Origin of the sequence: Streptomyces sp. SAI-127 (assembly GCF_029894425.1) — a bacterium.
GTDB lineage: Bacteria > Actinomycetota > Actinomycetes > Streptomycetales > Streptomycetaceae > Streptomyces.
In genome coordinates this window covers 3,629,790-3,643,777 of record NZ_JARXYJ010000001.1, presented here as the reverse complement: position 1 = coordinate 3,643,777, position 13,988 = coordinate 3,629,790, and the positions used below count along the sequence as shown (strand labels likewise).

Below are 13,988 nucleotides of genomic sequence, written 5' to 3'. Positions count from 1 at the left end.
CGACGTACATGGGCAGTACCTCGTACGCGAGCACTGAGCGACTTGCCGGGCACGCTCCGGAACCGGTGTGACCAAGCCACGTGACACGGACACTCAGTGCCACGGCTCTCGGAAGCGCCGTCACCACATTCCTCCGCCACTCAGGCGGACCACCGCCCCGGCACGGTCCACAAGGATGGGACCGACGTCGGACAGCACAAACGGTCGCCGAGCCAGACAGGCCGACGTCCGCTCCAGGGAAGGACCCTTCGTGAGCGACACCACCGATCTGATGGGCGCACGTGTCGAGGAGACCGCTGCCGCGCCCTCCACGGACGCCTCCGCGCCTGCCACCGGTGCCGGCTCCCGGCGGCGCCGCGGTACCGGCCTCGACGGCATGGTGCTGGCCGAGCTGCAGCAGGTCGCATCCGGCCTCGGCATCAGGGGCACCGCGCGTATGCGCAAGAGCCAGCTGATCGAGGTCATCAAGGAGGCGCAGGCCGGGGGAGGTGCCGCGGCTCCCAAGGCGGAGACCGCCACCGAGACCAAGCCGAAGCGCCGCGCCACCTCCAAGGCCCGTACGGGCGATGCCGCCGAGAAGAAGGCGGAGGCGAAGGCCGAGGCCCCCGCCGAGAAGGCCGTGGCCCAGCAGCAGATCGAGATCCCCGGACAGCCGGCCAGCGACGACGCTCCCGTGGAGCGCCGTCGTCGCCGCGCCACCGCCGAGGCCGGCGCCCCCGGGGGCAGCCCCGAGACGGTCGTGGCCGAGGCGAAGAGCGAGCCCAAGGCCGAGACGCCGGCCCAGCAGCAGCCGCAGGGCGACGCCGGTGACGGCGACGGCCGGGGCCGCCGCGACCGCCGTGACCGCGACCGCGGCCGTGACCGCGGCGAGCGGGGTGACCGCGGAGACCGCGGGGACCGCCGCAAGAGCGACGACCAGCAGGGCCAGGGTGGTCAGCGCCAGCAGCAGAACCAGCAGCAGGGCGGCGGCCGTCCGGACCGCCAGGACCGTCAGCAGCGCGACAACGGTCCGCAGGACGACGACGACTTCGAGGGTGGCCGCCGCGGCCGCCGGGGCCGTTACCGGGACCGCCGTGGCCGTCGTGGCCGTGACGAGATCGGTGGCGCGGGCGAGCCGCAGATCAACGAGGACGACGTCCTGATCCCGGTCGCGGGCATCCTGGACATCCTCGACAACTACGCCTTCATCCGTACGTCGGGCTACCTGCCGGGCCCCAACGACGTGTACGTCTCCCTCGCCCAGGTCCGCAAGAACGGCCTGCGCAAGGGCGACCACGTCACCGGTGCGGTGCGTCAGCCCAAGGAAGGCGAGCGGCGCGAGAAGTTCAACGCGCTGGTGCGGCTCGACTCCGTCAACGGCATGGCGCCCGAACACGGCCGTGGCCGCCCGGAGTTCAACAAGCTGACGCCGCTGTACCCGCAGGACCGCCTCCGTCTGGAGACGGACCCCGGCATCCTCACCACCCGCATTATCGACCTCGTCGCGCCGATCGGTAAGGGCCAGCGCGGTCTGATCGTGGCCCCGCCGAAGACCGGCAAGACCATGATCATGCAGGCGATCGCCAACGCGATCACGCACAACAACCCCGAGTGCCACCTGATGGTCGTCCTGGTCGACGAGCGTCCGGAAGAGGTCACCGACATGCAGCGGTCGGTCAAGGGCGAGGTCATCTCCTCGACCTTCGACCGCCCGGCCGAGGACCACACCACGGTCGCCGAGCTCGCCATCGAGCGTGCCAAGCGTCTGGTGGAGCTGGGCCACGACGTGGTCGTGCTGCTCGACTCCATCACGCGTCTGGGCCGTGCCTACAACCTCGCCGCGCCCGCCTCCGGCCGCATCCTGTCCGGTGGTGTCGACTCGACCGCCCTGTACCCGCCGAAGCGCTTCTTCGGTGCGGCCCGCAACATCGAGGACGGCGGTTCGCTGACCATCCTCGCCACCGCGCTGGTGGACACCGGGTCCCGCATGGACGAGGTGATCTTCGAGGAGTTCAAGGGCACGGGCAACGCCGAGCTCAAGCTCGACCGGAAGCTTGCCGACAAGCGCATCTTCCCGGCGGTGGACGTCGACGCGTCCGGTACCCGTAAGGAAGAGATCCTGCTCGCTCCCGACGAGCTCGGGATCGTATGGAAGCTGCGCCGGGTGCTGCACGCCCTCGACCAGCAGCAGGCGGTCGAGCTGCTTCTCGACAAGATGAAGCAGACGAAGTCGAACGCCGAGTTCCTGATGCAGATCCAGAAGACGACGCCGACGCCGGGCAACGGCGACTGACGTCCAGCGTTCGGAAAGAGGGCCGCCCCCTGTTGAGGGGGCGGCCCTCTTTTGGTTTACGATCACGCTCTTCGGTCGAATTCTCGATCTCCGAACTTCTGAGCCCCAGGGGGGGACTTGCATGGGCATACCCATGTCCGGAGGCGCCGGGCGCCACAGACGGCGGCTCCGGATCGCTCTGCCCGTCGCCGTGGCCGCCGCGCTGCTGACCACGTCGGCGAACGCCGCCACCGTCGGACCCGAGCCGCAGGCGCCGGCCACGGCCGCCACGGTCGCGTCCACGCCGTCGCAGGCCGAGCTCGAGCAGCGGATCGCCGGTGCCATCGCGGCCGAGGACACCTCCGGCACGATGACCCGGTCGCCGATGAGCGGTGGCAGCGTCGACTCCACCGTCTCGCCGATGATCATCGGCGGTACGACGACCACCATCACGTCGGCCCCGTGGATGGCCCAGCTCTGGTACACCGACGACCAGGGCACCACCGACACCAGTGACGACACCGGCTTCTTCTGCGGCGGTGCCGTGGTCGCGCCGACGAAGATCCTCACCGCCGCGCACTGCGTCAAGGGCGCCGACTGGGCCAACGGCGGCGCGGTGGTGACCGGGGCCACGCAGCTGCCCTCCGAGGACGGCGACCTGCACGGCGGCACCGCGACGGCCGTGCTGCGGCAGTGGTACCACCCGTCGTACAACGCGGACACCATCGACAACGACATCGCGGTCCTGACCCTGGCGGCTCCCGTCAAGGCCACCCCGATCCGTATGACGACGTCCACCGACACCGCCTCGTACGACCCCGCCACGACCGGCGCCAAGAGCGCCAAGGTCTACGGCTGGGGCCGCACCAGCTCCACCAGCGACGACGTCTCCCCGACGCTGAAGACGGCCACGCTGCCCATCAAGTCGGACACGACCTGCGCCGCGGCCTACGGCTCCTGGTTCATCAAGGGGCACATGACCTGCGCCGGACCGCCCGCCAGTGGCAGCGACTCCGGGACGACCGCCATCTGCAGCGGTGACTCCGGCGGCCCCCTCGTCGTGAACGGGCGGATCGTCGGCGTCGTCTCCTGGAACGTCACGGACTGCGTCGCCAAGGGCGCCTACAGCGTCTTCACCAAGGTCAGCAAGTACGTCGGCGCCGCCTATCCGCGCGTCGACGACACCAACCTCAGCTTCGACCACAAGGCCGACCTGTGGGTGCGCAAGTCCTCCACCAAGGTCGGCTACGAGCTGGACTCCAAGGGCACCACCCTCGCCACCCGGCTGTCCTGGGGCGACTGGAACGGGGTGAACCTCGTCCGGCAGACCGACCTCAACCGGGACGGCTACCAGGACCTCATGTACCGCGTCTCCGCCACCGGTGACGTCTACTGGGTGCGGTTCCTCCCCTCCACCGGGGCCTGGGCCGACCCGAAGAAGGTCTTCACCGACTGGAGGACCCGCACCCGGATCGTCACCCCCGGCGACCTCACCGGCGACTACAAGCCCGACCTGCTCTCCGTCGACTCCGCGGGCGTCCTGTGGATCTACCCGGGCAAGGGTGACGGCAGCTTCGCGGCCCGGGTCCGGGTCGGCGGCGGCTGGAGCCAGTACAACCAGCTGCTCGGCCACGGCGACTTCACCGGCGACGGCAAGGCGGACGTGCTCGCCCGCAACAAGACGACCGGCGACCTCTACCTGTACAAGGGCACCGGCAAGTCCGGCACGGGCGTCTTCGCGGCCCGGGTCAAGGTGCGCACGAACTGGAGCGGCTACAACGCCTTCGACGCCGTCGGTGACATCACCGGCGACGGCAGGGCCGACCTCGTGGCCCGCACCGCGGGCGGCACGCTCTATCTGTACAAGGGCACCGGCAAGGCGACCAGCGAGATCTTTGCCACAAGGACCAGCCTGGGGACCGGTTTCCAGCAGTACGACATCTTTGGCTGAAACCGCTGGTGAACAGGGCTTGCCCTGATTCTCCTGTGACGTGCTGTGACCGCCGCTTCACGTGGTGGTCACAGCACGTTGTGCAACCCTTTCTCGAGTTTCGCCGTCTGACCAGGCGGAGCGAACATGGTGCGGTACGGGTCTTTTTGTGACCACGTCTGACCCTGAAAACAGGGGGTAACCGACCGGACGAGATTCGAGGAGCGCATGTCAGCCGAGGGCAATGGCAAGGGACGTCGTCGCAAACCCCGCAGCAAGGGGCGAAAGGGCCTGCTGATCACGGCCTGGGTCGCCGCGGGGATCGTGGTGCTGGGCGGTACCGGGGCGGGCTACCTGTACTTCAAGCTCAACGGCAACATCAAGAGCGTCGACATCGACCAGGTCCTCGGCAGTGAGCGGCCCGCGAAGGTCGACAACGGCTCCGAGAACATCCTCGTCCTGGGCTCGGACACCCGCTCCGGCTCCAACAAGAAGCTCGGCGGCGGCACCGACGACGGCAGCGCCCGCTCCGACACCGCGATGATCATCCACGTGTACGAGGGCCACAAGAAGGCCACCGTGGTCTCCATACCGCGCGACACCCTGATCGACCGCCCCGAGTGCACCGACACCGACGGCAAGGAGCACGACGCCGCGTCGGACGTCATGTTCAACTCCGCGTACACGACCGGCGGCGCGCCCTGTGCCGTCAAGACCGTCGAGTCCATGACCGACATCCGCATGGACCACTACATGGAGGTCGACTTCAGCGGCTTCGAGAAGCTGGTCGACGAACTCGGCGGGGTCACGGTCACCACGACCAAGAACATCAAGGACACCGACAGCCACCTGGACCTCAAGGCCGGCACGCACGAACTCACCGGCGCCCAGGCCCTCGGTCTCGTCCGCACCCGGCACGGCGTCGGCGACGGTTCCGACCTCGGCCGTATCCAGCTCCAGCAGGCCTTCATCAAGGCGCTGGTCAAGCAGGTCAAGAGCGTCGGCGTGCTGACCAGCCCCAAGAAGCTGTACGACCTCGCGAACACCGCCACCAAGGCCGTCACCACCGACTCCGACCTCGGCTCGGTCAACTCCCTGGTCTCCTTCGCGAGCGGCCTCCAGCACATCAGCCCGTCGGACATGACCATGGTCACGATGCCGGTCCGCTACGACCCGGCGAACCCGAACCGCGTGATCGTGCAGGAGACCAAGGCCAAGCAGATCTGGACGGCCCTGGAGAACGACCGGGCGATCCCGAAGTCAGCCACCGAAGGCACCGCGACGGGCGAGGCCAGGGGCGTCGTCACGTCGTAGGACACCCTCTGCCGAGGGCTGGGAATAGATCGCGGTGCCCCCTCGTTTTGGGGGATGCGGCCAGTCCTGGCAGACTGGTACGTCGGCCCCGGTTCACGCCCCCGCAGCCCGCGGCGGCGACCCGGCGCCCTCCCGAAACTAGGAGACACCTTGAAGCGCGACATCCACCCCGAGTACGTCGAGACGCAGGTCAGCTGCACCTGTGGCGCGTCGTTCACCACCCGTAGCACGATCCAGAGCGGCGCCATCCGCGCCGAGGTCTGCTCCGAGTGCCACCCGTTCTACACGGGCAAGCAGAAGATCCTCGACACCGGTGGCCGTGTGGCCCGCTTCGAGGCCCGCTTCGGCAAGGCTGCTGCCAAGAAGTAGCGAGCCACCAGCGCCGGTCCACGCCGCACTCCTCGGAGTGCGCCGGGACCGGCGTTTTTGGTCGCCCGCCTTCCCCCCTTCATCCGCAGTACAGGAGCCCTGAGATGTTCGAGGCCGTCGAGGAACTCGTCGGTGAGCACGCCGACCTGGAGACGAAGCTCGCCGACCCGTCGGTCCACTCCGACCAGGCCAACGCGCGCAAGCTGAACAAGCGCTACGCCGAGCTCACCCCGATCGTCGCCACGTACCGCTCCTGGAAGCAGACCGGCGACGACATCGAGACCGCGCGCGAACTGGGCGCCGACGACCCGGAGTTCGCCGCCGAGGTCAAGGAGCTGGAGAAGGCCCGCGACGAGCTGACGGAGAAGCTGCGGCTTCTCCTCGTCCCGCGCGACCCCAGCGACGACAAGGACGTCATCCTCGAGATCAAGGCGGGCGCGGGCGGCGACGAGTCCGCGCTGTTCGCCGGCGACCTGCTGCGCATGTATCTCCGGTACGCCGAGCGCGTCGGCTGGAAGACCGAGATCATCGACGCCACCGAGTCCGAGCTCGGCGGCTACAAGGACGTCCAGGTCGCCGTGAAGACCAAGGGCGGCCAGGGTGCCACCGAGCCCGGCCAGGGCGTGTGGGCCCGTATGAAGTACGAGGGCGGTGTGCACCGCGTGCAGCGCGTCCCGGCGACCGAGTCCCAGGGCCGTATCCACACCTCCGCGGCCGGTGTGCTGGTCACCCCCGAGGCGGAGGAGGTCGACGTGGAGATCAACCCCAACGACCTCCGCATCGACGTCTACCGCTCCTCCGGACCCGGCGGACAGTCCGTCAACACGACCGACTCCGCCGTGCGCATCACGCACATTCCCACCGGAGTCGTCGCCTCCTGCCAGAACGAGAAGAGCCAGCTGCAGAACAAGGAGCAGGCCTTGCGTATCCTGCGCTCCAGGCTGCTCGCGGCGGCGCAGGAGGAGGCGGAGCGCAATGCCGCCGACGCCCGGCGCAGCCAGGTCCGCACCGTCGACCGCTCCGAGAAGATCCGCACGTACAACTTCCCGGAGAACCGCATCTCGGACCACCGTGTCGGCTTCAAGTCGTACAACCTGGACCAGGTCCTGGACGGCGACCTCGACGCGGTGATCCAGGCCTGCGTCGACGCGGACTCGGCGGCGAAGCTGGCGGCCGCGTAAAGAGGTACCTAGGCACGACCGAGTACCGAGTACGACACGGAGGACTTGCGTGCAGCCATCATTTGGGGGACGACCCCCAAACCCCCGCGGCTTGCTGCTCGCAGAGGTGGCCCAGGCCACCCAGCGGCTGGCCGACGCCGGCGTGCCCTCGCCGCGCAACGACGCGGAGGAGCTCGCCGCGTTCGTGCACGGCGTGAAGCGGGGCGAGCTGCACTCCGTGAAGGACGCGGACTTCGACGCCCGCTACTGGGAGGTCATCGCCCGCCGTGAGCAGCGTGAGCCGCTCCAGCACATCACCGGGCTCGCCTACTTCCGGTACCTCGAACTCCAGGTGGGGCCCGGTGTGTTCGTGCCGCGGCCCGAGACCGAGTCCGTGGTCGGCTGGGCCATAGACGCCGTACGCGCGATGGACGTCGTCGAGCCGTGCATCGTCGACCTGTGCACTGGCTCCGGCGCCATCGCGCTCGCGCTCGCCCAGGAGGTCCCGCGCTCCCGCGTGCACGCCGTGGAGCTGTCCGAGGAAGCGCTGCGGTGGACCCGTAAGAACGTCGAGGGGTCGCGGGTCGACCTGCGGCAGGGCAACGCCCTGGACGCCTTCCGCGACCTCGACGGCCATGTCGACCTCGTCATCTCCAACCCGCCCTACATCCCGCTCACCGAGTGGGAGTACGTCGCTCCCGAGGCGCGGGACTACGATCCCGAACTCGCCCTGTTCTCGGGGGAGGACGGCCTCGACCTCATCCGCGGTCTGGAACGGACCGCACACCGGCTCCTGCGCCCGGGCGGCGTCGTCGTCATCGAGCACGCCGACACCCAGGGCGGCCAGGTGCCGTGGATCTTCACCGAGGAGCGGGGCTGGGCCGACGCGGCCGACCACCCGGACCTCAACAACCGCCCCAGGTTCGCGACGGCCCGCAGGGCGACGCCGTGAGCCGCACTCCCAAGACTTCAGAGCAGTACGTGTACGAGGAGGCCCGCTAGATATGGCACGGCGATACGACACCAACGACGCGACCGACCGCACGACCGGTCTGCGCGAAGCCGCGTCCGCCGTCCGCCGTGGCGAGCTCGTGGTCCTCCCGACCGACACGGTGTACGGCATCGGCGCCGACGCGTTCTCCTCCGAGGCCGTCTCCGACCTTCTGGAGGCCAAGGGCCGGGGCCGCAACATGCCCACCCCCGTGCTGATCGGCTCCCCGAACACCCTCCACGGACTCGTCACCGACTTCTCCGAGCTGGCCTGGGAGCTCGTCGACGCCTTCTGGCCGGGCGCGCTCACCCTCGTCGCCAAGCACCAGCCGTCCCTGCAGTGGGACCTGGGGGACACGAGGGGCACGGTGGCCGTCCGTATGCCGCTGCATCCGGTCGCCATCGAGCTGCTGACCGAGGTCGGCCCCATGGCGGTCTCCTCCGCCAACCTGACCGGTCACCCGGCACCGGAGAACTGCGACGCCGCGCAGGAGATGCTCGGCGACTCGGTGTCCGTCTACCTGGACGGCGGCCCGACCCCGGGCAACGTCCCCTCCTCGATCGTCGACGTCACCCGCGAGGTGCCCCTGCTGCTGCGCGCGGGCGCGATCTCCGCGGACGAGCTCAGGAAGGTCGTACCCGACCTCGAGGTGGCGAATTGACGGCCCCTGACGCGGGGCGTGGCATATGGGACGGGGAAGAGACGCGTACCTTCACAGGTCTCCCGCGTGACAGCTTCCGCATCCTCCACGTCAGCACCGGCAACGTGTGCCGCTCGCCGATCACCGAGCGGCTGACCCGGCATGCCCTGGCGGACCGGCTCGGCGACCCGCTGTGGGGCGGCCTGGTCGTGGAGAGCGCGGGGACCTGGGGGCACGAGGGCGCGCCCATGGAGGCCAACGCGGAGACCGTCCTTGCCGAGTTCGGCGCGGACGCCTCCGGTTTCATGGGCCGGGAACTGCTGGACGAACACGTGATCATGGCGGACCTGGTCCTGACCGCCACCCGCGACCACCGTCAGCAGGTGATCTCGATGGGCCACTCGGCGGGCCTGCGCACCTTCACGCTGAAGGAGTTCACCCGTCTGGTGAAGGCGATAGACCCGGCGACCCTGCCGCCCCTCGAGGAGGGCGGCCTGGTGATCCGCGCACGCGCCCTGGTCCGCGCGGCGGCGGCTCTACGCGGGTGGCTCCTGGCCCCGACCGCGGAGGCCGACGAGGTCTTCGACCCCTACGGAGCACCGCTGCCCTTCTTCCGCTCGATCGGGGACGAGATAAACGAGGCGCTGGATCCTGTGGTGACGGCGCTGACGGGGGTTCCTGCGCGCGCGTGACGCAGGGCGGGCGCTTTGGGGACGGGGCTGAACGAGGTCCTGTCGTCACCGCGCTCACGGGTGTACCCGCAAGGACGTAACGACCGGGCACCTCACGGGCCCCGGGCCTACATTGGACGTACGTCATCGTCGACGCCCCGGAGCCCACCATGTCGGTCACCCATGCGCCCCACACCGCCGACGTCCTCACGCGGCAGGACCCCGAGCTGGCCGAGATCCTGCTCGGGGAGCTCCACCGGCAGTCGTCGACGCTTCAGCTCATCGCCGCCGAGAACTTCTGCTCACCGGCCGTACTGGCCGCGCTGGGCTCTCCGCTGGCCAACAAGTACGCCGAGGGTTATCCGGGCGCCCGGCACCACGGCGGCTGCGAGATCGTCGACGTCGCCGAGCGGCTCGCCGTGGAGCGGGCGCAGTCCCTGTTCGGCGCCGAGCACGCCAACGTGCAGTCCCACTCCGGCTCTTCGGCGGTCCTGGCCGCCTACGCCGCGCTCCTGCGCCCCGGCGACACCGTCCTCGCCCTCGGCCTGCCCTACGGCGGCCACCTCACCCACGGCTCGCCCGCCAACTTCTCCGGCCGCTGGTTCGACTTCGTCCCCTACGGCGTCGACGCCGAGACCGGGCTCATCGACCACGACCAGGTCCGGGCACTGGCCCGCACCCACCGGCCCAAGGCGATCGTGTGCGGCTCCATCGCCTACCCCCGGCACATCGACTACGCCTTCTTCCGCGAGGTCGCCGACGAGGTGGGCGCGTATCTGATCGCCGACGCCGCCCACCCCATCGGGCTCGTCGCCGGGGGAGCGGCGCCCAGTCCGGTGCCGTACGCCGACGTCGTCTGCGCCACCACGCACAAGGTGCTGCGCGGCCCCCGCGGCGGAATGATCCTCTGCGGCGCCGAACTGGCCGAGCGGGTCGACCGGGCCGTCTTCCCGTTCACGCAGGGCGGCGCGCAGATGCACACCATCGCCGCCAAGGCGGTCGCGTTCGGGGAGGCGGCAACACCGGCGTTCACGGACTACGCCCATCAGGTGGTGGCCAATGCGAGGGTCCTCGCGGCCACGCTGGCCGACGAGGGGCTCGTCGTCACCACCGGCGGGACCGACACCCATCTCGTGACGGCCGATCCGGCGCCCCTCGGCGCCGACGGACGTACGGCGAGGGGACGGCTCGCGGCCGCGGGCATGGTGCTCGACTGCTGTGCGCTGCCTCACGCGGACAGCCGCGGGCTGCGCCTCGGCACCGCCGCCGTCACCACCCAGGGCATGGCCGAGAAGGAGATGATGAGGATCGCCGCCCTGCTCGCGGGGGTCGTGCGCGGCGAGGTCGAGAGCGTCGGGGCACGTGAAGAAGTGCGGGATCTGGTCGGCGGATTTCCGCCGTATCCGGCCTGAGCGGGGGTATCCGCACCTGCGGGCACAGCCGCACGTGCAACCATCGGCTCTACCCGGAAGTCCCCATCCATATGCGTGCGTCGCTAGTGTGTGGGGCTGAGATGGCCAGCGAGACCTGTGGGGAAGCCTGTGCGTGAATACCTGCTGACGCTCTGCATCACGGCCGCGGTGACGTATCTGCTGACAGGGCCGGTACGGAAGTTCGCGATCGTGGCCGGAGCGATGCCGGAGATCAGGGCCCGTGACGTGCACCGGGAACCGACTCCGAGGCTCGGCGGTATCGCCATGTTCTTCGGACTGTGCGCGGGCCTGCTGGTCGCCGACCACCTGACCAACCTCAGCGAGGTCTTCGAGAAGTCGAACGAACCGCGCGCCCTGCTCTCCGGAGCGGCCCTGATCTGGCTGATCGGTGTCCTGGACGACAAGTTCGAGATCGACGCCCTGATCAAGCTGGGCGGCCAGATGATCGCCGCGGGCGTGATGGTCATGCAGGGTCTGACGATCCTGTGGCTGCCCATCCCCAGCGTCGGCTCGGTCGCGCTGACCCAGTGGCAGGGCACCCTGCTGACGGTCGCGCTCGTCGTCATCACCATCAACGCGGTGAACTTCGTCGACGGCCTCGACGGTCTCGCGGCCGGCATGGTCTGCATCGCGGCGGCGGCGTTCTTCCTGTACGCCTACCGGATCTGGTACTCGTACGGCATCGAGGCGGCCGCCCCGGCGACGCTGTTCTCGGCGATCCTGATGGGCATGTGCCTGGGCTTCCTGCCGCACAACATGCACCCCGCGCGGATCTTCATGGGCGACTCGGGTTCGATGCTCATCGGCCTGGTGCTGGCCGCGGGTGCGATCTCCATCACCGGGCAGATCGACCCGGACGCGCTGAAGCTGTTCGCCGGGTCCGAGAAGGCGGCCGTGCACCAGACGGTCCCCGTCTACATCCCGCTGCTGCTGCCGCTGAGCATCATCGCGGTGCCGGCCGCCGACCTGATCTCGGCGATCGTGCGCCGTACTTGGCGCGGTCAGTCGCCGTTCGCCGCCGACCGCGGGCACCTGCACCACCGGCTCCTGGAGATCGGGCACTCGCACAGCCGCGCGGTGTGGATCATGTACTTCTGGTCGGCGCTGATCGCGTTCGGCTCGCTCGCCTACTCGGTGAACTCCGCGTCCATGTGGATCGTGCTCGGCGTCGTGTTCCTCAGCGCGATCGGTCTCGTGCTGCTCCTGCTGCCGCGCTTCACCCCGCGCGCCCCGATGTGGGCCCAGGCCGTCGTGCCGCCTCGCTACCGCCGCCGGCGTCCCGTGACCGCGGAGCCGGTGGAAGTGGAACAGCGCACCCCGGTCGCCGTCGGGGTGGCGGGTGTCAACGGCGCGACCGCGCTGCGGGCTCGTCCGCACGCCCCGGAGAGGAGGAAGGCCGAGACCTCGCGCTGACGCCCAAGGTAAGAATCTGACTAAAGCATTGCCAACGCGTGGGAGTTCGACAGGGCGACAAACCGCCCTTATACCAGACAAGTCGACCGCGTTTCTGCACAGACGCGCAGCTTCACTCTCATGTGTGACAGCGAGCACACCATCTAGGTAAAGACCGCATCAAATAGTTTGTGATACGGTTCACGAGAACCCAGGGCGGAGCCGAAGGACCGTGGTGCGACGGTCCATTGGCGTGAGGGTCACCCTCAGCCCGGGACTACGCTCGTCCATGACGACACCCTGCCCCCCTTTGAAAGCGGAGTTGCCGCCATGCCGTCCAACGACGTCCGGATCCTGGCTCAGGCCGCCGTGCCCACGGCTGCCGTCGGTGCTGTCGCCGCCGTCGTCAGTGGTGTGGTCGCCGGTGGCAAGGGGGCGATCGGGGCGGGGGTGGCGACGCTGATCGTGATCCTCTTCATGGGGCTGGGCCTCTACGTTCTCCAGCGCACTGCCAAATCGCTTCCGCACCTTTTCCAGGCCATGGGTCTGATGTTGTATGCGGCACAGATTCTGCTGCTGTTCATCTTCATGGCCGCGTTCAAGAACACGACGCTCTTCCACCCCAAGGCCTTCGCGTTCACGCTGGTCGCCGGCACCCTCGCCTGGATCGCCGCGCAGACGCGTGCCCACATGAAGTCCAAGATCCTCTACGTCGAGCCCGAAAAATCGGAGCACTCGTCGTGAGGGGTAGGGCCGGAATAAAGGCGCACGAGATCTCCTGCTATCGTCCGGTGCCAACTGCGGCATCGCGGGCGCGGGCATCCGAGCTGACGCCTGCTCAATCGCGAGGCGAGATGCCCAAGAGCCGCCCCCACATCCGAAACACCAGTCCCGTGCCGAACCGCGGCCATGAGTCGCGCCGACACAACGAGGTTGCCGTACCTATGCGCCACGCTGAAGGAGCCCGCGGTGAGTGCTGACCCGACGCAGGTGCTCGCCTTCGACACCAACTGCCACCTGTTCGACGGGTGTGGCTTCGCCGAAGTGTCCCCGGGCCTGCATTCGTTCCTGTTCCAGCCCTTGATGGGCGACGGGGACAGCAACCTGTACTTCAACAAGACGATGTTGCTGGCGCTTCTCGGCTCGATCATCATCGTCGGATTCTTCTGGGCGGCCTTCCGTAGGCCGCAGGTCGTGCCCGGCAAGCTCCAGATGGTCGCCGAGGCGGGCTACGACTTCATCCGGCGCGGTGTCGTCTACGAGACCATCGGCAAGAAGGAAGGCGAGAAGTACGTACCGCTCGTCGTCTCGCTGTTCTTCTTCGTCTGGATGCTGAACCTGTGGTCGATCATCCCGATCGCCCAGTTCCCGGTCACCTCGATCATCTCGTATCCGCTGGTCCTGGCCCTGATCGTCTACATCCTCTGGGTGTCCCTGACCTTCAAGCGGCACGGGTTCGTCGGCTTCTGGAAGAACGTCACGGGCTACGACAAGTCGCTCGGCGCGGTGCTGCCGCTGGCCATGCTGATCGAGGCGTTCTCGAACCTGCTGATCCGGCCGTTCACCCACGCTGTGCGACTCTTCGCGAACATGTTCGCCGGTCACACCCTGCTGCTGCTCTTCACGATCGCCAGCTGGTACATGCTGAACGGTGTGGGCATCGCCTACGCGGGCGTCTCGTTCGTGATGGTCATCGTGATGACTGCCTTCGAGCTGTTCATCCAGGCCCTTCAGGCGTACGTCTTCGTCCTGCTGACCTGCACCTACATTCAGGGCGCTCTCGCCGAGCACCACTGATCCGGCGCACTTTCGATCCCCAAGTCGTCCGGTGGCCAAC

12 protein-coding genes are annotated in these 13,988 nt (G+C 68.8%); all 12 read left to right on the top strand.

From position 1 onward, the window contains the following. Window positions 1–250: 250 nt before the first annotated feature. The 12 genes from rho (at window position 251) to atpB (ending at window position 13,948) form a co-directional block, all read left to right on the top strand. Window positions 251–2,272 carry a transcription termination factor Rho gene (gene rho / locus M2157_RS16420; protein WP_280862557.1) on the top strand — a complete coding sequence of 674 codons (2,022 nt, stop codon included), beginning with the start codon at window positions 251–253 and terminating at the stop codon, window positions 2,270–2,272. A gap of 133 nt (window positions 2,273–2,405) precedes the next feature. After that, entirely contained in the window at window positions 2,406–4,202 is a 1,797-nt protein-coding gene (locus M2157_RS16415; RefSeq protein ID WP_280868212.1) for a trypsin-like serine protease, read from the top strand. 207 nt (window positions 4,203–4,409) lie between these two features. Further along, window positions 4,410–5,495 (top strand): LCP family protein, encoded by a 1,086-nt coding sequence (locus tag M2157_RS16410; RefSeq protein WP_280865586.1) that lies wholly within the window; start codon window positions 4,410–4,412, stop codon window positions 5,493–5,495. Between the two features lie 150 nt (window positions 5,496–5,645). Beyond that, window positions 5,646–5,864 carry a 50S ribosomal protein L31 gene (gene rpmE, locus M2157_RS16405; RefSeq protein WP_059211395.1) on the top strand — a complete coding sequence of 73 codons (219 nt, stop codon included), beginning with the start codon at window positions 5,646–5,648 and terminating at the stop codon, window positions 5,862–5,864. A 104-nt stretch (window positions 5,865–5,968) separates the two neighbouring features. Continuing rightward, window positions 5,969–7,045, top strand: a complete 1,077-nt coding sequence (prfA, locus tag M2157_RS16400) for a peptide chain release factor 1 (RefSeq protein WP_266526956.1) — start codon at window positions 5,969–5,971, stop codon at window positions 7,043–7,045. 91 nt (window positions 7,046–7,136) lie between these two features. After that, the gene (gene prmC / locus M2157_RS16395) at window positions 7,137–7,976 is read left to right on the top strand and encodes a peptide chain release factor N(5)-glutamine methyltransferase (protein ID WP_280862554.1); all 840 of its coding nucleotides are present in this window, start codon (window positions 7,137–7,139) and stop codon (window positions 7,974–7,976) included. A 52-nt stretch (window positions 7,977–8,028) separates the two neighbouring features. Beyond that, window positions 8,029–8,676 carry an L-threonylcarbamoyladenylate synthase gene (locus M2157_RS16390; protein WP_057612085.1) on the top strand — a complete coding sequence of 216 codons (648 nt, stop codon included), beginning with the start codon at window positions 8,029–8,031 and terminating at the stop codon, window positions 8,674–8,676. Beyond that, complete coding sequence (locus M2157_RS16385) at window positions 8,673–9,347, top strand: protein-tyrosine-phosphatase (protein WP_280862553.1); 675 nt, start codon at window positions 8,673–8,675, stop codon at window positions 9,345–9,347. The genes M2157_RS16390 and M2157_RS16385 overlap by 4 nt, the downstream gene beginning before the upstream one ends. Window positions 9,348–9,496: 149 nt before the next feature. Next, the gene (gene glyA / locus M2157_RS16380; RefSeq protein WP_280865585.1) at window positions 9,497–10,738 is read left to right on the top strand and encodes a serine hydroxymethyltransferase; all 1,242 of its coding nucleotides are present in this window, start codon (window positions 9,497–9,499) and stop codon (window positions 10,736–10,738) included. A gap of 129 nt (window positions 10,739–10,867) precedes the next feature. Next, a complete protein-coding gene (locus M2157_RS16375) occupies window positions 10,868–12,172 on the top strand; it encodes an MraY family glycosyltransferase (protein ID WP_280862551.1) in 1,305 nt (434 codons plus the stop codon). 309 nt (window positions 12,173–12,481) lie between these two features. Beyond that, complete coding sequence (locus M2157_RS16370) at window positions 12,482–12,895, top strand: hypothetical protein (RefSeq protein WP_280865584.1); 414 nt, start codon at window positions 12,482–12,484, stop codon at window positions 12,893–12,895. 225 nt (window positions 12,896–13,120) lie between these two features. After that, a complete protein-coding gene (gene atpB / locus M2157_RS16365; RefSeq protein WP_280865583.1) occupies window positions 13,121–13,948 on the top strand; it encodes a F0F1 ATP synthase subunit A in 828 nt (275 codons plus the stop codon). The last annotated feature ends 40 nt before the right edge of the window (window positions 13,949–13,988 follow it).